Annotated in this window: 17 protein-coding genes and 1 pseudogene; 6 read left to right on the top strand and 12 right to left on the bottom strand. The window is 72.6% G+C overall.

Features of this window, described 5'->3' with window-relative positions:
- Positions 1–84: 84 nt before the first annotated feature.
- The gene (locus tag AMIR_RS08570) at positions 85–1,554 is read left to right on the top strand and encodes a YibE/F family protein (protein ID WP_342626580.1); all 1,470 of its coding nucleotides are present in this window, start codon (positions 85–87) and stop codon (positions 1,552–1,554) included.
- On the opposite strand, the gene AMIR_RS08565 is transcribed toward AMIR_RS08570, so the two are convergent.
- Positions 1,481–1,843 (bottom strand): DUF1304 domain-containing protein, encoded by a 363-nt coding sequence (locus AMIR_RS08565; RefSeq protein ID WP_041836656.1) that lies wholly within the window; start codon positions 1,841–1,843, stop codon positions 1,481–1,483. The two genes, AMIR_RS08570 and AMIR_RS08565, sit on opposite strands and share 74 nt — an antisense overlap.
- A gap of 85 nt (positions 1,844–1,928) precedes the next feature.
- Here AMIR_RS08565 and AMIR_RS08560 point away from each other — a divergent pair, with 85 nt between their 5' ends.
- Entirely contained in the window at positions 1,929–2,792 is an 864-nt protein-coding gene (locus AMIR_RS08560) for a spermidine synthase (protein WP_015800542.1), read from the top strand.
- A gap of 880 nt (positions 2,793–3,672) precedes the next feature.
- On the opposite strand, the gene AMIR_RS08550 is transcribed toward AMIR_RS08560, so the two are convergent.
- Genes AMIR_RS08550 through AMIR_RS08540 form a run of 3 tightly spaced genes read right to left on the bottom strand, consistent with a single transcriptional unit; the run spans position 3,673 to position 6,353 of the window.
- The gene (locus AMIR_RS08550; RefSeq protein WP_015800540.1) at positions 3,673–4,359 is read right to left on the bottom strand and encodes a hypothetical protein; all 687 of its coding nucleotides are present in this window, start codon (positions 4,357–4,359) and stop codon (positions 3,673–3,675) included.
- A 14-nt stretch (positions 4,360–4,373) separates the two neighbouring features.
- On the bottom strand, positions 4,374–5,639 hold the full coding sequence (gene hisS, locus AMIR_RS08545) for a histidine--tRNA ligase (RefSeq protein WP_015800539.1): 1,266 nt from the start codon (positions 5,637–5,639) through the stop codon (positions 4,374–4,376).
- 9 nt (positions 5,640–5,648) lie between these two features.
- Positions 5,649–6,353 carry an MBL fold metallo-hydrolase gene (locus tag AMIR_RS08540; RefSeq protein WP_015800538.1) on the bottom strand — a complete coding sequence of 235 codons (705 nt, stop codon included), beginning with the start codon at positions 6,351–6,353 and terminating at the stop codon, positions 5,649–5,651.
- A gap of 215 nt (positions 6,354–6,568) precedes the next feature.
- Between AMIR_RS08540 and AMIR_RS08535 the strand changes: the two genes are divergently transcribed.
- The gene (locus AMIR_RS08535) at positions 6,569–7,414 is read left to right on the top strand and encodes a peptidylprolyl isomerase (RefSeq protein ID WP_015800537.1); all 846 of its coding nucleotides are present in this window, start codon (positions 6,569–6,571) and stop codon (positions 7,412–7,414) included.
- A gap of 170 nt (positions 7,415–7,584) precedes the next feature.
- Here the strand turns inward: AMIR_RS08535 and AMIR_RS08530 are convergent, their stop codons facing one another.
- The 6 genes from AMIR_RS08530 to AMIR_RS08505 all read right to left on the bottom strand — a co-directional run bounded on the left by AMIR_RS08530 (position 7,585) and on the right by AMIR_RS08505 (position 16,132).
- Positions 7,585–9,885, bottom strand: coding sequence for a RelA/SpoT family protein (locus AMIR_RS08530; RefSeq protein WP_015800536.1), 2,301 nt, complete (start codon positions 9,883–9,885; stop codon positions 7,585–7,587).
- Between the two features lie 147 nt (positions 9,886–10,032).
- A complete protein-coding gene (locus tag AMIR_RS08525) occupies positions 10,033–10,551 on the bottom strand; it encodes an adenine phosphoribosyltransferase (protein WP_041836654.1) in 519 nt (172 codons plus the stop codon).
- Positions 10,548–11,738, bottom strand: a complete 1,191-nt coding sequence (secF, locus tag AMIR_RS08520; RefSeq protein WP_015800534.1) for a protein translocase subunit SecF — start codon at positions 11,736–11,738, stop codon at positions 10,548–10,550. Before secF ends, AMIR_RS08525 begins: the two co-directional genes overlap by 4 nt.
- Before the next feature lies 1 nt (position 11,739).
- On the bottom strand, positions 11,740–13,638 hold the full coding sequence (gene secD, locus AMIR_RS08515; protein WP_015800533.1) for a protein translocase subunit SecD: 1,899 nt from the start codon (positions 13,636–13,638) through the stop codon (positions 11,740–11,742).
- 149 nt (positions 13,639–13,787) lie between these two features.
- Positions 13,788–14,171: a preprotein translocase subunit YajC gene (yajC, locus tag AMIR_RS08510; RefSeq protein ID WP_041836653.1), complete on the bottom strand. Its 384-nt coding sequence runs from the start codon at positions 14,169–14,171 to the stop codon at positions 13,788–13,790.
- A gap of 377 nt (positions 14,172–14,548) precedes the next feature.
- Positions 14,549–16,132, bottom strand: a complete 1,584-nt coding sequence (locus AMIR_RS08505) for a diguanylate cyclase domain-containing protein (RefSeq protein WP_015800531.1) — start codon at positions 16,130–16,132, stop codon at positions 14,549–14,551.
- Between the two features lie 205 nt (positions 16,133–16,337).
- Here AMIR_RS08505 and ruvC point away from each other — a divergent pair.
- The 3 genes and pseudogenes from ruvC to ruvB form a co-directional block, all read left to right on the top strand.
- A pseudogene (gene ruvC, locus AMIR_RS38105) lies at positions 16,338–16,907 on the top strand (crossover junction endodeoxyribonuclease RuvC); the annotation flags it as partial.
- Positions 16,908–17,326: 419 nt separating this feature from the next.
- Entirely contained in the window at positions 17,327–17,923 is a 597-nt protein-coding gene (gene ruvA, locus AMIR_RS08495; RefSeq protein ID WP_015800529.1) for a Holliday junction branch migration protein RuvA, read from the top strand.
- A 104-nt stretch (positions 17,924–18,027) separates the two neighbouring features.
- Entirely contained in the window at positions 18,028–19,026 is a 999-nt protein-coding gene (ruvB, locus tag AMIR_RS08490; protein WP_085945075.1) for a Holliday junction branch migration DNA helicase RuvB, read from the top strand.
- Positions 19,027–19,146: 120 nt separating this feature from the next.
- Here ruvB and AMIR_RS08485 read toward each other — a convergent pair whose 3' ends face one another.
- Together AMIR_RS08485 and AMIR_RS08480 are read right to left on the bottom strand one after the other, a co-directional pair.
- Positions 19,147–19,698, bottom strand: coding sequence for a DinB family protein (locus AMIR_RS08485; RefSeq protein WP_015800527.1), 552 nt, complete (start codon positions 19,696–19,698; stop codon positions 19,147–19,149).
- A gap of 137 nt (positions 19,699–19,835) precedes the next feature.
- Positions 19,836–20,315, bottom strand: coding sequence for a TspO/MBR family protein (locus AMIR_RS08480; protein WP_015800526.1), 480 nt, complete (start codon positions 20,313–20,315; stop codon positions 19,836–19,838).
- Positions 20,316–20,394 lie beyond the last annotated feature (79 nt).

Raw genomic sequence — 20,394 nt, 5'->3', positions numbered from 1 at the left:
ACACGCGTTCTAATGATCGTCAAACCATCACCCGGACGGCCACTGCACCCGTTGTCCCGCACCACCACTGGCACTATTGCCACCGTGCGCGCAACGGACCACCTCCCCGCCCGCGGCCACGGCCACGGGCACACCCCCGCCGGCCCGGCCTCCGCGCCGGTCCGCAGGCTCCTGCTGGTCCTGCTGCTGCCGCTGGTGCTCGCCACGGTCGCGGGCGCGCTGGTGCTCTACCCGTTCGGGCAGGAGATCAAAACCGGTTCCGAGGTCGGGATCAACCACACCCCGGTGCGGGGCGAGGCCACGAAGGTGGAGAAGGGCCCCTGCGCGGTCGGCCTGCCCGAGGGCACGCCCGTCCCGCAGGACGAGGGCTGCTTCCTCGTCACCGTGCGGATGACCGACGGCGCGGCGGCCGACCGGGACGTCACCATCCCGGTGCCCGACCAGCCGACGTCCCCGACCGTGTCCGCCGGCGACGAGGTGGTGCTGTCCTACTCGGGCACCGAGCCCACCAGCCCGCTGTCCTACCAGCTGGTCGACTTCCAGCGCGGCCTCCCGCTGTCGCTGCTCGCCCTGCTGTTCGTCGGCGCGGTCCTGGTCCTCGGCCGCTGGCACGGGCTGCGCGCGCTGGGCGCGCTGGGGCTGAGCTTCGTCGTGCTGGCGCTGTTCGTCCTGCCCGCGATCCTGGCGGGCGAGGACCCGCTGTGGGTCGCGGTCGTCGGCGCCGGGCTGATCATGTTCGTGGTGCTGTACGTGAGCCACGGCGTCAGCGCCCGCACGTCCACCGCCGTGCTCGGCACCCTGGTCAGCCTGGCGCTGATCGGCGCGCTGGGCGCCCTGTTCGGCGCGGGCGCGCGGCTGACCGGCCTGGACGAGCAGACCGCGAACCTGGTCACCATCCTCGGCCACGGCATCGACACCAGGGGGCTGCTGCTCGCGGGCACGATCATCGGCGCGCTGGGCGTGCTGGACGACGTGACCGTGACGCAGACCAGCGCGGTGTGGGAGCTGCGGGCGGCCAACCCGTCGATGGGGTTCGGGCAGCTGTACGCGGCGGGCGCGCGGATCGGGCGGGACCACCTGTCGTCGGTGGTGAACACGCTGGTGATGGCGTACGCGGGCGCGGCGCTGCCGCTGATGCTGTCGTTCGCGCTGTCCGGCCAGGACCTGGGCACGATCCTGACCGCGCAGGACGTGGCCCAGGAGATCGTGCAGACCCTGGTCGGCAGCATCGGCCTGGTCGCGGCGGTCCCGGTGACCACGGCGCTGGCCGCGTTCGTCGCGGCGCGCGAGGAGGTCGTGGCCGGGGACGACGAGGAGCCCGCCCCCGCGAAGGACGACGTGGAGGACGGCGTGGAGGAGGACGAGGACGGCGAGCCGGTGGCGGCGGAGCGGGCTCCCGAGCCCACCCCGCCGCCCGCCAGGAGCCGGATCGCGGGCGACCTGCGCTACGGCTACGACCCGAGCAAGGAGTGGGAGCGGGTCAGCCCGCGATCAGCACGGCCACCAGCGCCGCCAAGGCGGGCCCGGCCTGGACGAAGAGGATTCGACGACTGACGGTGAACCCGCCGTACACCCCCGCCACCACCACGCACGCCGTGGAGAACACCGAGAACGCGTAGCCGACGTCCCCGTCCGCGACCAGCGCCACCACCAGCGCGGCGACCAGGAAACCGTTGTACAGCCCCTGGTTCGCGGCGAGGACGGCGGTCTGCTCCGCGTACTCCTCGGTGGTGCCGAAGACCGCGCGCCCCCTCGGCTTCTTCCAGAGGGCCATCTCCAGCACGACGATGTAGACGTGGATCAGCGCGACCAGCGCGATCAGGACGTCAGCCACGGTGTTCACGAGTGCGGGAGCCTACTCCTGCCCAGCGCCGGACCCCCTCACCCCGCACGCCGGGTCCACCGGGCGGGTGGCGGATAATCCAGGCGTGGGCAGAGCGCGCAGGACCGACGACACCATCACCAGGGAGGTCGACTCGGGCATCGCCGAACTCGTCCCCGACCCCTACTACGACAACGGGTGGACGCTGCTCCTCAACGGCACCCCGCAGTCGCACGTGGACCTGGACGACCCGGCGAACCTGGTGTTCGAGTACGTGCGCCGGATCGCCCACCTGGCGGACCTGCTGGCCGACGAGGGCGAGCCGCTGCGCGCGGTCCACCTGGGCGGCGGCGCGATGAGCCTGCCGAGGTACATCGCCGCGACCAGGCCGGGGTCGTCGCAGCAGGTCGTGGAGATCGACGAGGCGCTCGTGGACCTGGTGCGCGGGGTCCTGCCGCTGCGCCGGGACTGGCGGGTGCGGGTGCGGCGGGGCGACGCGCGCGCGGTGCTGGCGAAGGCCCCGGAGGACACCTTCGACCTGATCGTGACCGACGCCTTCGCGGGCGCCCGCACCCCGGCGCACCTGACCTCGCGCGAGTACGTGGAGCTGGCCGCGCGGGCGCTGAACGCGCGGGGCGTGTACAGCTCGAACATCGGCGACGGCGGCGACCGGGCGTTCGCGCGGGGCCAGATCGCGACGATCAGGTCGGTGTTCCGCAACGTCTGCGTGATCGCCGAGCCCGCGGTGTTCAAGGGCAGGCGCTTCGGCAACTTCGTGATCGCCGCGTCGAACCAGGACCTCCCCCTGGCCGAGCTGATCCGCAGGACGGCGGGCGACCCGTTCCCCGGCCAGGTGGAGCACGGCGAGTCCCTGACCCGCTTCACCGGCGGCGCGAGGCCGGTGACGGACGAGACGGCGACCCGGTCGCCGGAACCGCCGCAGGGGACCTGGGGGATCTCGGAGGACTGACGGTCGTTGCCCCGGCGGCGCGGCGAGTGGGAGCTCCGCGTGGCGGACAGGCGCCACGCCACCCCCACCTCGGTCAGCGGGGACACCGGCGGAATCGACTCGGTCCCCTGTGCTGGTTTCCCGAGGCGGAAGCGGATCAGGCGCTCTTCGAGTCGATCCTCCTTGAGGAGATCGGGCACGGGACCGCGCCGCAGAGCCCGGACCGGCGACAACTGCACCCGTTCGGGATCTTGAGGGCCAAGCCCGCCGTCCGGAGCCCGGAGGTCGGACTGGGTGGCGGTTCCGAGGCGCTGCAGCAGGTGGCCGCGCGGTTCACCCCTGCGCTGCGCCAAGGCGAGAACGAGCTATCCGGCGTTCCAGGGCTTCGCGTGGCGCACACCAGATCCGGCACGACGCTGACGCACCTCGACTGGCCAGGTCGTGTGCTGCTGAGCGGCATCGGCGAAACAGCCTGGCTCCGCGAGCTGTCGCACGCACTCCCTCCTTCAAGCCTTTGCCCGGTCTCGCAGTTGCGATTCACGGACCTGTGGCGCCTTCTCGGCGACCACAAGTCCCAGATCCCCGTGGAGTGGTCTGGCGATCTCACCGTTCAAGCAGTGGTCGACTCGCTGACGGACGGGCGAGTCGGCCTCACCCTCGTCCCGACCGAGCCGGGGAGGTGCTACTGCGAACCCTGCATGGGGGACAAGTGCACGGTCCGCCTTCACCCCTCAGCGGTGGTGCTCGCTTCAGGCGTCGCGCTGCTCGCCAAGGACCCCCGACAGCACGCGGACGCCCGAGCCGTGCTCACACTGCTCGCCACCCCGCACGAGCGCCAGCGGTAGGAACGCCGGTGGGGGCGCGGTCCGAAGACCACGCCCCCACCGGTGACGCCCACCGCTCAGTCCAACTGCGCCACGAACCGCGAGATCGCCTCCGGCTTCAGCTTCTGCGCCAGCTTCCCCGACGGGGCCAGCGACCCCAGCCGGTACAGCGGGCGGTCCGCCGCCGCTGCGCCTCGGGCCTCCGCCCGCAGCTGCGCCACGAGCAGCTCCGACAGCGCCAGCGACTGCGCGTCGCCGCGCGAGGCCAGCACGTCGGCCAGGGTGCGCAGCGGGTAGATGCCCAGCTCGCGCCCGCCCGTCCCGGCGTACAGCGCGAGCGCCAGGTTGATCGCCTTGTGGCCGCCGCGCGCGAACAGGCCGACCGTGCGCGTCCCCCGCGTGTCCGTGACCAGCACGTCCAGCGAGTCCGCCGTCTTCAGGTCCACGACCCTGGTGCCGTAGGCGCGCACCGACAGCACGCTCCCCTCCAGCCACACCCGCCGCCGCGCCTCGGACACCGCCAGGAGCAGCAGCGGCACGCCGAAGATCGCCGCCGTCACCAACCCGGCGGTCTGCCCGCCCAGCAGGCCCACGAGCCCGCCGAAGGCGCCCGCCACGATCAGCGCGCCCACCGCGACCATCCTGGACCGCTTGCGCACCGTGGCCGGGTCCAGCAGGTCAAGGGGGATGCGCTCGGGCGGCCCCGAAGGACCGGGAGCCCCAGAAGAACCAGAAGAACCAGGGGCACCCGCGGCCCCGGTCACCCCGTCGCCGTCGCTCACCGGCCCAGCGCCCCCCGCACCTCGGTCACCACGTCGTCCAGCGGCACTTCCCGCTGCTCACCGGTCGCCAGCTCCTTGAGCTGCACGACCCCGGCCTCGATGTCCCGCTCCCCCAGCACGAGCGCGAACCGCGCACCCGACCGGTCGGCGCCCTTCATCGCGCCCTTCAGGCCCTTGCCGCCGTACGCCATGTCGTACCGCACCCCGGCCGCCCGCAGCGGGGCCCCGATCCCGACCAGCCGCGACCGCGCCGCGTCCCCCAGCGGCACCCCGTACACGTCGCACCGGGTGACGTCGCCGACCGCCAGCCCCTCGACCTGGCAGGCCAGCAGCGCCCGGTCCACGCCGAGCCCGAACCCGACGCCGGACAGCTCCTGCCCGCCCAGCTGCGCCATGAGCCCGTCGTAGCGCCCACCGCCGCCGATGCCGGACTGCGCGCCCAGCCCGTCGTGCACGAACTCGAACGTGGTCTTCGTGTAGTAGTCCAGCCCGCGCACCATCCGCGGGTTCTCCACGTACTTCACGCCGAGGTCGCCCAGGTGCGCCTTGACCCGCTCGTAGTGCTCCAGCGTCTCCGGCGAGAGGTTGTCCAGCATGAGCGGCGCCTCGGCGACCAGCTCGCGCACCTCGGGCCGCTTGTCGTCGAGCACCCGCAGCGGGTTGATCTCGGCGCGCCGCCGGGTGTCCTCGTCCAGCGGCAGCTTCGCCAGGAACGCCTGGAGCTTCTCCCGGTACTGCGGCCTGCACGTGGCGTCGCCCAGCGAGGTCAGCTCCAGCCGGTACCCGGTCAGGCCCAGCGCGCGGAACCCCTCGTCGGCGATCGCGATCACCTCGGCGTCCAGCGCCGGGTCGTCCACGCCGATCGCCTCGACGCCGACCTGGTGGAACTGCCGGTACCGCCCGGCCTGCGGCTGCTCGGCGCGGAAGAACTGGGCCGCGTACGCGAGCTTCACCGGCAGCTGGCCCCGGTCGAGGCCGTGCTCGATGACCGCGCGCATGACGCCCGCGGTTCCCTCGGGCCGCAGCGTGATCGAGCGCCCGCCGCGGTCGGTGAAGGTGTACATCTCCTTGCTGACCACGTCGGTGGACTCGCCGACGCCGCGCGCGAACAGCGCGGTGTCCTCGAAGACGGGCAGCTCGATGTAGCCGTACCCGGCGCGCGCGGTGGCGCCGAGCAGCGCCGAGCGGACGGCGGTGAACGCCGCGGAGTTCGGCGGGAAGTAGTCGGGAACGCCCTTCGGGGCGGCGAACGGGGTGGTCACTGCTGGTCCCTACAGTCCTCTGCGCTGTGCGGCGGGCGCGTCGTCGTCGCGGACCAGTTCCGTGAGGAACGGGTTGCTCGCGCGCTCCCTGCCGATGGTCGTGGTCGGTCCGTGGCCGGGCAGGACGACGACGTCGTCGTCCAGGGTGAGGACCTTGCGGCGCAGCGAGCCGAGCATCGCGCCGTGGTCCCCGCCCGGCAGGTCGGTGCGCCCGATGGACCCGGCGAAGAGGGTGTCGCCGGACAGCACGAGCCGCCCGCCCTCCTCGACGCCGGACCGGAACATCACCGACCCGCCGGTATGGCCTGGGGTGTGGTCGACGGTGAAGCGCAGGCCCGCCAGGTCCAGCTCGGCGCCGTCGGACAGCTCCCTGACCTCGCGCGGCTCGCGCATCTCCAGCCTGCCGCCGAAGAACGCGCGCGTCTCGGCGCTCACGCCGGACAGCGGGTCGGACAGCATCGCCCGGTCGGCGGGGTGCACCCAGGCCGGGATGTCGTCGCCGTCGCACACCGGCGCGACCGAGTACGAGTGGTCAAAGTGGCCGTGCGTGAGCAGCACCGCGACCGGGGAGAGCCGGTGCTCGCGGACCGCCTCGGCGATCGGCTCCAGCGCGTCCTGGCCGGGGTCGACCACGACGCAGGCGCCACCGGCCTCGGACGCGACCAGGTAGCAGTTGGCCTGGAGCGCGCCGGTCGGGAACCCGATCACCAGCACGGGCGAACCCCTCTCGGACTTCCTCGATCGACTGCGCTCGACCGACGGTGGAATCGGCCGTGGGGCCGACTGCGGGATCTGCTGCGGAGCGGCGCGGGAACGGCGTGCGCCTGTGCACCAGCCTATCCGCCACACGCCAGTCATATGCGATCCCCCTAGACTGCGGTCCGGTCGTCGCCGTCGACCCAGTGGCACAACTTCAAGGGAGGGTGCAGGTGCCGAACAACGCGCAGCGCCGCGAGCAGGCCAAGCGGAAGCTGGAGCGCCAGATCACGCGCAGGGTGGAACGCGACAAGCGGCGCCGGGTCGTGGCGGTGATCTCCACCGCGGTGGTGGTGCTGCTGGTGGCGGGCGGTGTGTACTTCCTCGCCACCTACGACTTCGGCTCCGACACCACGGACACCGCCGCCAGCTCGTCGGCCGCGCCGCAGAGCGACAAGCCCGCGTCGATCCCGACCGAGCTGCACGCCGCGATCAAGCGCCCGACGCCGCTGGCCCCGCAGGTGAGCTGCGAGTACGCCGCCGAGGGCGAGTCCGCGAAGCCGGGCGCCAAGGCCCCCGAGAACGGCCAGGTCTCCTCCGAGGGCACCGTCGCCGCGACGCTGGGCACCTCGATCGGCGACCTGAAGCTGACCCTGGACCGCTCGCTGGCCCCGTGCACGGTGAACAGCTTCGTGTCGCTGGTGAAGCAGGGCTACTTCAACGACACCACCTGCCACCGCCTCACCACCCAGGGCATCCAGGTCCTGCAGTGCGGCGACCCGACCGGCACCGGCACCGGCGGCCCCGGCTACAAGTTCAACGACGAGGTGTTCCCCGAGATCACCTACGGCCGCGGCGTGCTGGCCATGGCCAACTCGGGCCCGAACACGAACGGCAGCCAGTTCTTCATCGTCTACGGCGACGCCTCCAGCCTCCCGGCCAGCTACACCGTGTTCGGCACGGTCGACGCGGACGGCCTGAAGCTGGTGGACGAGGTGGCCAACGCGGGCACCGACAGCGGCGCGGGCGACGGCAAGCCGAACACCCCGGTCGACATCAAGACCGCGACCACCGCCTAGCGCGGGGGCGGGTCCTCCCGGAGCGACGGCGTCGACGGGAACCCGCTCGTCCCGGCCAGGTGCTCGATCGAGTCACCTGAACGGGTGAAAAGCTCGCTGAACACCGAAGGGGCGGGGCCACAGCGGCCCCGCCCCTTTCGCGTGTCACGGGTGGAACCCCGACGCCCTGGTCAGGACGCCGAGGTGACCCGGTAGACGTCGTACACGCCCTCGACGCTCCGCACGGCCTTGAGCACGTGCCCGAGGTGCTTCGGGTCGCCCATCTCGAACGAGAACCGGCTCACCGCCACCCGGTCGCGCGAGGTCGTCACGGACGCCGACAGGATGTTGACCTTCTCGTCGGCCAGGACCTTCGTCACGTCCGACAGCAGCCGGTGCCGGTCCAGCGCCTCCACCTGGATGGCCACCAGGAACACCGAGGACGACGACGGCGCCCACTCGACGTCCAGCAGCCGCTCCGGGGTCTTGAGCAGCTCGTCGGCGTTCGTGCAGTCGGTGCGGTGCACGCTCACCCCGCCGCCCCTGGTCACGAACCCGAGGATGTCGTCGCCGGGGACCGGCGTGCAGCAGCGGGCCAGCTTGACCCACACGTCCGACGAGTCCTTGACGATCACGCCCGCGTCGCCGGTGACCCGCCTGCGGGCCACCGTGGACGGCGTGGACCGCTCGGCCAGCTCGTCCTCGGCGTGGTCGACGCCGCCCAGCTGGGCGACCAGCCGCTGCACCACGTGCCGCGCCGAGGTGTGCCCCTCGCCGACCGCCGCGTACAGCGCGCTCACGTCCGGGTAGTGCAGCTCCTTGGCGAGCGCGCCCATCGCGTCGGCGGACACCAGGCGCTGCAGCGGGAGGCCGACCCGCCGCACCTCCTTGGCGATCGCGTCCTTGCCGACCTCGATCGCCTCTTCCTTGCGCTCCTTGGCGAACCACTGCTTGATCTTCGCCTTGGCGCGCGGGGACTGGGCGAACGAGAGCCAGTCCCGCGACGGGCCGGCGCCCTCGGCCTTCGAGGTGAAGATCTCGACGACCTCGCCGTTCTCGAGCTTGCGCTCCAGGGCGACGAGGCGGCCGTTGACGCGCGCGCCGATGCACCGGTGGCCGACCTCGGTGTGCACGGCGTAGGCGAAGTCGACCGGGGTGGAGCCGGTCGGCAGGGTGACCACGTCGCCCTTGGGGGTGAAGACGAAGATCTCCCGCGCGGCCAGGTCGAAGCGCAGCGACTCCAGGAACTCGCCGGGGTCGGCGGCCTCCCGCTGCCAGTCGAGCAGCTGGCGCATCCACGCCATCTCGTCGACCTCGACGCTCTTGCCCCGGTGGCTGCCCTTGGTCTCCTTGTACCGCCAGTGCGCGGCGATGCCGTACTCGGCGGTGCGGTGCATGTCGTAGGTGCGGATCTGCACCTCCAGCGGCTTGCCGTCCGGCCCGATGACCGTGGTGTGCAGCGACTGGTAGACGCCGAACCTGGGCTGCGCGATGTAGTCCTTGAACCGGCCCGGCATCGGCTGCCACAGCGCGTGCACCACGCCCATGGCGGCGTAGCAGTCGCGGACCTCGTCGACCTGGATGCGGACGCCCACGAGGTCGTGGATGTCGTCGAAGTCCCGGCCGCGCACGATCATCTTCTGGTTGATCGAGTAGTAGTGCTTGGGCCTGCCCTCGACCTTGGCGGTGAGCCGCGCGCCCTCCAGGTGCCCGCTCAGCTCGTTGATCACGCCGCTGAGGTAGGTGTCCCTGGACGGGGCCCGGTTGGCGACCAGGCGCACGATCTCGTCGTACTTCTTGGGCTGCAGGATCGCGAACGCGAGGTCCTCCAGCTCCCACTTGACCGTGGCCATGCCGAGCCGGTGCGCGAGCGGGGCCAGCACCTCCAGGGTCTCGCGGGCCTTGCGGGCCTGCTTCTCCGGCGGCAGGAACCGCATGGTGCGCATGTTGTGCAGCCGGTCCGCCAGCTTGATCACCAGGACCCTGGGGTCCTTGGCCATGGCGATGACCATCTTGCGGATGGTCTCGGCCTCGGCGGCGGCGCCGAGCTTGACCTTGTCGAGCTTGGTGACGCCGTCGACCAGCAGGGCCACGACGGTGCCGAAGTCGTCGCGGAGCTGGTCGAGCGAGTAGTCGGTGTCCTCGACCGTGTCGTGCAGCAGGGCCGCGACCAGGGTCGTGGTGTCCATGCCCAGCTCGGCCAGGATGGTGGCCACCGCGAGCGGGTGGGTGATGTACGGGTCGCCGGACTTGCGGCGCTGCGGCCGGTGCTTCTCCTCGGCCACGTCGTAGGCGCGCTGGAGCAGCCCCAGGTCGGCGTTGGGGTGGAGGTCGCGGTGCACGGCGGCGAGCGGTTCGAGGACCTGCTTGACCGGTGCGGCCCGCTGGGCGGTGATGCGGCGCGCGAGCCTGGCCCGCACGCGCCTGGTCGCCGACGGGGCCCGTGCTGGCACGGGCGGCGTCGGGGCCGTGGGTTCGGTGTCCTGGCTCAACACGCTCCTCGGGTGTCTAGGCACCGAGGATAACTCCGATGGCGGGGCGGGCCCCGCCACCGGGCGACGAGCGGTGTGGTTCACACGACGAGCAGCAACCGTGAACAGGTGCGACCGGTCAGGGGAAAGCCGACCGTGATCGCGTGCTCACAGCGTGAGCAGGGTCCGCACGGGGTAACCCGAAAGGCGGTCACGACCACCCAGTCCGACCAGTTCGAGGACCACGGAGACGCCGGTGACGACCCCACCCGCGTGCTCCACGAGCTGGCAGGCGGCGGCTGCGGTTCCCCCGGTCGCGAGGACGTCGTCGACGACGACGACCCGCTGGCCGGGCTGGATCAGCCCGGCGGGCAGCTCCAGGGTGGCGGTGCCGTACTCCAGCTCGTAGCTGACCCGGTGCGACACGGCGGGCAGCTTGCCCGGCTTGCGCAGGGCGACGACGCCGTACCCGTGGCCGTAGCCGAGCGCGGACCCGAGCAGGAAGCCCCTGGACTCGATGGCCGCGACGACGGTGGTGCCGGGTTCGACCGTGCCGCTCAGGGCGTCGGTCATGGCGCGGAGCGCCTCTGGATCGGCCAGGACGGGCGTGAGGTCCCGGAACAGGACCCCCGGCTGGGGGAAGTCCGGGACCTCACGCATGAGTCCGAGCGCTTGCTCTAGCTTCAACGCTGCTTCTTGCCCGTCGGTCGGTTGGTGCGCCGCGCGTCGGCGGCCTTGGCGTGCCGCGCGGGCACGCCCGCGGCGGCGGTGAAGGCCTTCTCCTTGCGGAGCTCGGCCTCCAGGCTGTCCTCGTCGGTCGACTCGACCTCGTCCTCGGAGACCGCGCCCACCGCGTTCTTGCGGGCCACGTTGTCCCGGCGGGCCTTCACCCGAGCGGCCTGGGCCTTGTAGCGCGGGTCGCGCATCTTCAGGTCGACCGCGATCGCGGGCGCGATGAAGATGGACGACAGCGCGCCGATGGCCATACCGGCCAGCTGCACGAGCGCGAGGTCCTTCAGGGTGCCGACGCCGAGCAGCCAGACGCCGACGACCAGCAGGCCCATGACCGGCAGCAGCGCGATCAGCGAGGTGTTGATCGAGCGCATCAGGGTCTGGTTGACCGCCAGGTTGGTGGCCTCGCCGTAGGTGCGGCGGGTCAGGCCGAGGATGCCTCGGGTGTTCTCCCTGACCTTGTCGAAGACGACCACCGTGTCGTACAGCGAGAAGCCGAGGATCGTCAGCAGACCGATGATGGTCGCGGGCGAGACCTCGAAGCCGACGAGCGAGTACACGCCCGCGGTGATGACCACGTCGTGCACCACGGCGACGAGCGCGCCGACCGCCATGGCCAGCTCGAAGTACAGCGCCAGGAAGAGCATCACCGCGACGAAGAAGATCAGCAGCGCGAGGAGCGCCTTGGTGGTGATCTCACCGCCCCAGGAGGCGGAGACGGCGCTGTCGCTGACCGAGGACAGGCCGCCCTCGGGCTTCAGGTCGTCGTTCAGCGTGTTCTTCAGGCCGTCGATCTGCTGGGTGGTCAGCGTCTCGGAGCGGATCTGGAACGTCGCGGCGTCGCCGGTGCCCACGGTCTGCACCGAGGTGGCGTCCTCGCCGACGGACTTCTTGAAGCTGTCCTGGACGGCTTCCTGCGAGATGGACGTGCCCTCGCCGGTCTGCGCGGGCATCTGGATGCGCGTGCCGCCGGTGAAGTCGATGCCCAGGTTGAAGCCCTTGAAGATCACCAGCAGGACCGAGGCCACCAGGATGGCGCCGAAGATCCCGTACCACCGCGTGCGCTTGCCGACGATGTCGAACGCGCCGTTGCCGACGTAGAGGCGCTGGAACACGCTCGCCTTGCGCGGAGTGCTCGACACGTCAGGCCTCCTTCACGGCGGTGCCGGTGCTCTTGGGGGCCTTGAGGTGCGCCGCGTGCGCGACGTCGCCGAGCCCGATGACCTTGGGGTTGTTCAGGAACTTCGTCTTGGACTTCGAGATGATCGCGACCAGCGGGTGCGTCACCAGGAAGACCACGATCAGGTCGAGCACCGTGGACACGCCGAGGGTGAACGCGAAGCCCTTCACCTGGCCGACCGCGATGACGTACAGGATCATCGCGCACAGGAAGCTGACCGCGTCGGCGGACAGGATCGTGCGGCGCGAGCGGACCCAGGCGCGCGGGACGGCCGAGCGGAAGGAGCGGCCCTCGCGCATCTCGTCCTTGAGGCGCTCGAAGAACACCACGAACGAGTCGGCGGTGATGCCGATCGCGATGATCAGGCCGGCGATGCCCGCGAGGTCGAGGGTGAAGCCGACGACGCGCCCGAGGAGCACCATGACCGCGTAGACGATGACGCCGGACAGGACCAGCGACAGGATCGTCAGCAGGCCGAGCAGGCGGTAGTAGAAGACGCAGTACAGGAACACCAGGAACAGGCCCACGGCGCCGGCGATCAGACCGGCCTCCAGCGAGGCCAGGCCCAGGGTGGCCGACACGGTCTCGGCCTCGGAGGCCTCGAACGACAGCGGCAGCGAGCCGTACTTGAGCACGTTGGCCAGGTTGTCGGCCTCGCGCTGGCCGAACTGGCCGCTGATCTGGGTCGAGCCGCCGAGGATGGGCTCGTTGATGTTCGGGGCGGACACCACCTGGCTGTCCAGGACCACCGCGACCTGCTGGTTCACGTTGGCGGAGGTGAACTTGCCCCACTTGTCGCCGCCCGAGCCCTTGAAGGTCAGGCTGACCACGAAGCCGGCGCCCTGCGGGTCGGTGCCGGAGACCGCGTTGTCGATGTCCTCACCGGTGAGCCGGGAGTACATGGAGTAGTCGCTGTCCGGGACGCTGCCGTCGGCGGGCGGGGTGACCGGGCCGAGGACGTACTTGGTGACCATGTCCTGGTCGCAGGTCAGCAGCGGCTGGGCCGGGTCGTCGTTGCCCAGCAGCGGGTCGTTGGTCGGGCAGGTGAAGGCGGCGAGCGCCTGCTGCACGGTCGAGGCGTCCAGCGTGGTGAGCGCGGGGTCCTGGCGGCAGGTGCGCGCCTCGGTGATCGCCTTGGTGGTGTCCTCGGAGTAGTTGCCGAGGAACACGGCCTGGCAGTCGACCTGCGAGGGGTCGGTCGCCGGGTTCGGGGCGTCGGACTGCGGGGCCCCGGACTGGGGTGCACCGGACTCCGGCGCGCCGGACTGCTGCGGCTGGCCGCTCTGCGAGGGCTGGGCCGCGTCGCCGGAGGGCTGCTGCTGGTACGCGGGAGCCGGGCGGCCCTGGCCGGTGGTCGACGGCGCGGAGGCGCCCTCGGACGGCGGGGCGCCCGCGCCGGACGTGGGCGCCTGGCTGCCGCTGGTGGGCGCCGGGGAGCCGCTGGTCGACGGCGGGGTCTCGGTGCTCGGCGCCTGCTGGTTCGCCAGCGGCGCCCCGATGACCTTGCGGAAGTTCAGCTTGGCCGTCTGGCCGAGGCTCTTCGCGCCCTCGCTGTCGGAGCCGGGAACCGTGATGACCAGGTTGCTGCCGTCCCGGACCACCTCCGCCCCGGAGACGCCGAGGCCGTTGACGCGGGTCTCGATCAGCGTCCTGGCCTGGTTGAGCGCCTCGTCCGTCGGCGTCTTGCCGTCGGGCGCTCGCGCGGTCAGCGTGACGCGGGTGCCGCCCTGGAGGTCGATGCCGAGCTTGGGGATCGCCGAGCCGTTGCCGGTGAAAAACACCAAGGCGTACAGCACGGCCACGATGAGGACAAACGCGCCCAAGTACTTCGCGGGGCGGATTTGCCCGGCCGGAGGTGCCACGGTCCGTCCGTCTCCTGGTAGTTGACAAAGTTCAGCGAGGGCGCAGCGTACCCCGCGTCATGTGAGCCGCGCGTCACTGCCTGGAGTCGGCGTTGTTCACAGTTGCCAACCCCGGGCCGGTGTCGCCCGGACGGCCGTGGCGGCCGGTGTCAGTTCTTGCTGTCCTGCTTGGCGTCGAGCGGCGGGGCGACGATCGCGGAGGAGGCCGGGGTGGCGTCCACGACGGCGTCGGACTCCCGCGCGGAGACCTCGTCGGCCTCGTCGGCGGTGTCGGCGGTGTCGATGCTGGTGTCGACCTTCTCGCGGACCGCCTGGCGCAGCCAGGTGGTGACCACGCCGTCGGCGACCTCGAGGTCGATGGTGGCCTCGTCGCTGGCGTCCGCGACCGTGGCGAACAGGCCGGACGTCGTCATGACCCGGTCACCCGGCTCGAGGGCGGACAGCAGCTCCTGCTGCTCGGCCGCGGCCTTCTTCTGCTTGCGGGCGCTGAGGAACAGCGGCACCGCGAACAGGATGAGGAGCAGGGGGAACATCAAGGAAGAGAGGTCCATCATTCTCCGATCGGCGGACGTGGCTGGGCGTGGGTGCCCGGAACGTCCGGTTCTCCAGACGCCGTCGCCGATTGTGCCAGGTCGTGGTTGCCGATCACGCAGCGCCACCGGCACGGGGGTGGGCAAGGGGCGGTGGAGGTGGTCGGGGCGAGGCCGTCCGGGGGTGCGGCGGCCTGGGCGCGAGCACGGGGCGTAGCCGGGTTGAGCTGCGGCGGGAGCGCTCCGGGGCGGGCCGGGGGGTGGCGGGCGCGGCGCGGGCGCGGGAGGTTCGAGCGGTTTGCCGCAGTCGGGCGGGCGCGGGCCTTGACAGGGGCGGGAGGGGCGTCGGGCACCGTCCGTGGAAGATCGTCGGGCCCCGGTCAGCCGATGGCGCCCACCGGGCCGCCGATCTGGCCGCCGCCCGCGCCGACGACGATGCCCTTGCCCAGGCGCTTGGCCGCGTACATCGCCGCGTCCGCGTCGCCGAGCAGGTCGTCGGGGGCGACCGGCTGGCCGTGCGCGCGGCGGGCGATGCCGACGCTGGCCCGGATGCGGTGCTCGCCAAGCGCGGTGCGGTGCGGGGCGACGAGCACCCGCAGCACCCGCCGTCCCACCTCGTCCGGCGGCGCGTCGCCCTCGATGAGCACCCCGAACTCGTCGCCGCCGAGGCGGGCCACGGTGTCGCACTCGCGCACGCAGCGCTGGAGCCGCTGCGCCACGATGCGCAGCACGGCGTCGCCCTCGGCGTGCCCGTAGTTGTCGTTGACCTCCTTGAACCCGTCCACGTCGATGAACAGCAGCGCGATCGGGCCGTCCGCGCACAGAGCCGCGGCGAGGCGCTCGCGGAACAGGGCGCGGTTGGGCAGGCCGGTCAGCGGGTCGTGGTACGCCTGGTGGCGCAGCCGCTCGCGGCTGTCGCGCAGCTGCTCGACCAGGCGGACGTTGTCGATGAGGGTGAGCAGCTGGCGCGCCACGACCAGGCCGACGACGCCGAGGCCGACGTAGATCTCCAGCGGTTTGAGCGGGGTGCCGGTGGCGGTGCCGACCACGACGAACAGGCCGGTGGCGGCCATCGGCAGGTACGGGACGAGCAGGTGCAGCAGCTCGCCCGCGCGCACCAGGCCCTCGTCGGCCCGGCCGCGCCGCACGCCGGTGGGGGCGAGGGCGGCCAGCAGGAGCAGGGCGGGGCAGATCATGAAGCCGATGTCGGCGGAGGTCGGGATCTCGGTGGCCCCGGTGCTGACCAGGTAGGCGAACACCCAGCCGGAGGACGACTGGGCCAGCGCGGCCAGGCCGAGGAAGAGCATGGGGAGCTGGCGGACCGGGCGGTGCGTCCAGGAGAGGACGAGCAGCACCACGAACAGCACCAGGTAGGCGGCCGGGTGCGCGACCACGGGCAGGAACGACAGGCCGGTCGCGGCCCACTTGCGCAGCATCGACTCCAGGGCGGCGACCCAGGTCAGGACGAACAGCGAGCCGACGACCACCAGCCCGTCGAGCACGAGCACGAGCCTGCCGCGCGCGGCCCCGACCTCGGCAGGCCCGCCGCCGAGCACCAGCACCGCGCCGAGCGCGAGCACCGGGACGAGGGTGAACCCGGCCTGGGCGAGCGCGGAGGTGGGCAGGGAGGCGCCGAGGACGACCTGGCCCCAGGTCCAGGCGCACAGGCCGAGCACCAGGCAGCCGAGCGCGCCGGTCATCCAGATCCGCCAGCGGCGGGCCGGGCCGGTGCGGCGGGCGGCCTCGCCCCAGAAGCAGACGAGGGCGGCGGTGGCCCACACGAGCTGCGAGAACTTGTCCAGCGCGACGGAGACCTCGCGGCCGAGCGCCTCCGACACGACCAGGGCGACGAGGACGGACAGGACCACCCCGACGAGGGCGGCCACGACGCCGAACCGCTTCAGGGACATGGCACCCGCCTGCCGCGACTGGCTCGCCTTGTGGACCTCAGTCACTGTAACCATCCCGTGACGCTCTGTCGATCGGGGGGTGCTTTTCGATCACGCAGAGCGCGCTTCCGCGTGGAATGCGCCAGGGTGACCACGACGCCGCGAGCGGCCCCCGTCCCGCGTTGCGCTCCCGCTCCCGGCGATGGGGAACACTAGGGTCTGTCGAACTGGTGTTCGCCAACCGGGTGACCACCGGACGAGTCGAGGGGCGTGAGCGGGCGTGCGCGTGTTCGGGGTCGACCCCGGTCTGACCCGCTGCGGGTTCGGGGTGGTCGACGGCGGGACCGGGCGCACGGTGCGGCCGGTGGCGGTGGACGTGGTGCGCACCCCGGCGGACGAGGACCTGTCGCGGCGGCTGCTGCAGCTGGCGGACGCGGTCGAGGTGTGGCTGGACCGGTACTCGCCGGACGTGGTGGCGATCGAGCGGGTGTTCAGCCAGCACAACGTGCGCACGGCGATGGGGACGGCGCAGGCGGGCGGGATCGTGGCGCTGGCGGCGGCGCGGCGCGACCTGCCGGTGGAGTTCCACACGCCGAGCGAGGTGAAGGCGGCGGTGACCGGGTCGGGGCGTGCGGACAAGGCGCAGGTCACGGCGATGGTGACGAAGGTGCTGGGGCTGAAGGTCGCCCCGAGGCCCGCGGACGCGGCCGACGCGCTGGCCCTGGCGATCTGCCACCTGTGGCGGGCGCCGATGAAGTCGCGCCTGGAGCAGGCCCAGGCGCGGGCCGCCGAGATCGCCAGGAACCACCGGGCGCGGCTGGCGGGGGCGGCTGGCGGGGCTGGGGCACGGGCCGGGACTGTGGCGCGGGGCGGTGGCGCTGCGGCGCGGACCGGCGGCGCGACCACCCGTGCAGGCGACCCCCTTATTACTGACAAGCGCACCACCACCACGAGCCGAGCACGAACCGCGCCCGTCGCGGGCCGAACCACTCCCCCGGCCACCGCGCCCACCTCGGCCCGTGCACAGGCCGCGCGGACCGCGCCTGCCACGAGCCGGGTGCGGGCCACGCCCGCCGCCGAGCCGGTGGCCGCACCGCCGGTCGCCGCCACCGCCCCGGCGTCCCCGCCCTCCGGCGGGTCGATCGCCCCACCGGCCGCCCCACCACCCGCCCCACCCGCCGCTCCACCGGCCGACCTCCCGTCGGCCGCGCTCACCGCTCGTTCCGCCGACCTCCCGTCGGCCGCCGCTGAACCCGGAGGGAAGTCCTCGTGATCTCGTCGCTGCGCGGACAGGTGCTGTCCATCGGTCTCGACCACGCCGTCGTCGAGGTGGGCGGGGTGGGGTTCGCCGTGCAGGCGACCCCCGCCACGCTCGGCTCGCTCCGGCGCGGTGAGGAGGCGGTGCTGTCGACGGCGCTGGTGGTCCGAGAGGACTCGTTGACGCTGTTCGGGTTCGCCGACGCCGACTCGCGGCAGCTGTTCGGCCTGCTCCAGACCGTGTCCGGCATCGGCCCCCGGCTGGCGCTGGCGACGTTGGCCGTGCTGGAGCCGGAGAAGCTGCGGGCCGCGCTCGCCGAGGGCAGCGTCAGCGTGCTCACCCAGGTGCCCGGCATCGGCCGCAAGGGCGCGGAGCGGCTGGTGATCGAGCTGCGGGACAAGGTCGGCCAGCTCGCGACCGCGCCCGCCTCCGACGGCGTGGTGGCGGTGGGCCGGGTGCGCGACCAGGTCGTGGAGGCGCTGCTCGGGCTCGGCTTCCCGGCCAAGCAGGCCGAGACGGCGGTCGACGGCGTGCTCGCCGAGGACCCGTCGCTCGGCACGTCGGTCGTGCTGCGCAAGGCGCTGTCCGGGTTGGGGCGCAAGAAGTGACCGGGTTCGGGGGCGCCGACTTCACCGACTTCGGCGAGTTCGCGGAGGACGGGTTCGACGGCGGGTTCGACGGTGGGTTCGACGACGAGGAGACGCTGAACCCGGTGCGCGAGCCGGGCGAGCGCGACCTGGAGACCACGCTGCGCCCGAAGGACCTGCGCGAGTTCGTGGGCCAGCCGAAGGTGCGCGAGCAGCTGGAGCTGGTGCTGCACGGCGCGATGCGCCGGGGCGCGCCGCCGGACCACGTGCTGCTGTCCGGCCCGCCCGGCCTCGGCAAGACCAGCCTGGCGATGATCATCGCGGCGGAGCTGGGCGCGTCGCTGCGCATCACCTCCGGGCCCGCGCTGGAGCGGGCGGGCGACCTGGCGGCGATGCTGTCGAACCTGGTCGAGGGCGACGTGCTGTTCATCGACGAGATCCACCGCATGGCGCGCCCCGCCGAGGAGATGCTGTACCTGGCGATGGAGGACTTCCGGGTCGACGTCGTGGTCGGCAAGGGTCCGGGCGCGACCAGCATCCCGCTCGACATCGCGCCGTTCACGCTGGTCGGGGCCACCACCCGGTCGGGCGCGCTGACCGGCCCGCTGCGCGACCGGTTCGGGTTCACCGGTCACATGGAGTTCTACACGCCGGAGGAACTCGACCTGATCGTGCGACGGTCGGCGGTGATCCTGGGGGTCGACCTGCGCGAGGAGGGCGCGGTCGAGATCGCCGGGCGCTCGCGCGGCACGCCCCGCATCGCGAACCGGCTGCTGCGCCGGGTGCGGGACTTCGCCGAGGTCAGGGCGGACGGCGCGGTGACGCTGGAGGTGGCTCGGGCGGCGCTCGCGGTGTACGACGTGGACGAGCTGGGCCTGGACCGGCTGGACCGGGCGGTGCTCGGCGCGCTGGTGCGCTCGTTCGGCGGCGGCCCGGTGGGCGTGTCGACCCTGGCGGTGGCGGTCGGCGAGGAGCCGACGACCGTGGAGGAGGTCTGCGAGCCGTACCTGGTGCGCGCCGGGATGCTGGCCCGCACCCCGCGCGGCCGGGTGGCGACGGCCCTGGCCTGGCAGCACCTCGGCCTGGAACCCCCGGACCACGCGCCGGGCCTGCTGGAGGGCTGACCTGCGGGAGAGCTGGGGTGAACGGCAGAACGGCGGGCGGCCCCGGTGCACCCGGAACCGCCCGCCGTTCTCAGGTCATCAGCCGAACCGGAGCCCCCGACCGGCCGGGCAGAGGCCGGCTCAGCCCATCGTCTTCTGCCCGTCGATCGACTCCCGGATGATGTCCGCGTGCCCGGCGTGCTGCGCGATCTCCGCGATCAGGTGCAGCAGCACCCGCCGCACGGTCCTGGTCGCGCCCGGCTCGAACCACGGCGCGACGGGCAGCTCCCGCGACCGGTCGAGGTCCAGTCCGGGGATCGCCGCGTCGGTCTCCGCCGCGACCCGCGCGTACTCGGCCAGCAGGTCCTCGGCGGTCTGGTCGTCCGCGATCCGGAACTCCTCGCGGAACGCCTCCTCCACGGCGGCCAGCCCGGCGGGGTCCGAGGGGAAGTCCATGACGTGCGGCTGGCCCTTGGCAAAGCGCATCCACTCCGCCTCCACCGCCGTGAGGTGCTTGACGATGCCGCCCAGGGTCAGCTCGCTCACCGTGGTCCGCGCGGTCAGCTGCTCCCGCGTCACGCCGCCCAGCGTGTGCCGCACGAACGCCCGGTGGGTGCGGAGCGAGTCGAGCAGGTCCGCGACCTCGGCGGTGGTGGTGGCGGCGGTGGCGGTCGTGGGTGCTGCGGTGGTCATCGGGTTCCCCTCCGTTGTGGTCTGGGGGGAACCTATGAGGTGACGCGGTCAGCTCCGGTCCTCGTTCGACCGGAGGACCGCGACACTCACGGGTGAACTTCGGGCGGGGTCAGTTCAGCGGGGTCAGCTCAACGGGGTCAGTTCAGCGCCACGATCGCCGCGTTGAGCGCCGTCGCGAACCCGACCCACAGCAGGTACGGCACGAGCAGCAGCCCGGACGCCCGGTGGCCGCGCCGCAGGAACACCACGATCAGCGCCACGATCGAGGCGAAGAGCAGGACGATGTCCGCCAGCGCGACCGCGTACAGGTCGGCGGCGAAGAACAGCGGGGTCCACAGGCCGTTCAGCACGAGCTGCGCCGCGAACAGCCCCAGCTCCCAGCGCACGCCCTCGCGCTTCCAGAACAGCCACCCGGACACCGCGATCATCGCGTAGAGCACGGTCCACACCGGACCGAACAGCCACGGCGGCGGGGCCCACGACGGGGTCTCCAGCGCCTGGTACTCGGATGCCGCCGACATCGAGGCCAGCGATCCCGCCACGGCGACCAGCGCCACCGCCGCGCCGAACGCCGCCAGTCCTACCACCGGGTGTCGTCGTGCCGCCAGATCAGCCATGCCCCGAGGCTAGGAGCGCCCGACGCGGCCCGCACGACAGAACGAGCACGGGCAGTCACCAGAAGCGGCGCGTCACCCG

This window comes from Actinosynnema mirum DSM 43827 (assembly GCF_000023245.1).
GTDB classification, from domain to species: domain Bacteria; phylum Actinomycetota; class Actinomycetes; order Mycobacteriales; family Pseudonocardiaceae; genus Actinosynnema; species Actinosynnema mirum.
Note: the sequence above shows the minus strand (reverse complement) of the source record. Positions and strands in the feature narration are given on the sequence as shown.

Coding starts and splice junctions, on each gene's coding strand:
- AMIR_RS08485 (WP_015800527.1), bottom strand. CDS start 19,698: ATGACCACCGCAGCACCCACGACCGCCACCGCCGCCACCACCACCGCC.
- yajC (WP_041836653.1), bottom strand. CDS start 14,171: ATGTTCCCCCTGCTCCTCATCCTGTTCGCGGTGCCGCTGTTCCTCAGC.
- AMIR_RS08480 (WP_015800526.1), bottom strand. CDS start 20,315: ATGGCTGATCTGGCGGCACGACGACACCCGGTGGTAGGACTGGCGGCG.
- AMIR_RS08505 (WP_015800531.1), bottom strand. CDS start 16,132: ATGGTTACAGTGACTGAGGTCCACAAGGCGAGCCAGTCGCGGCAGGCG.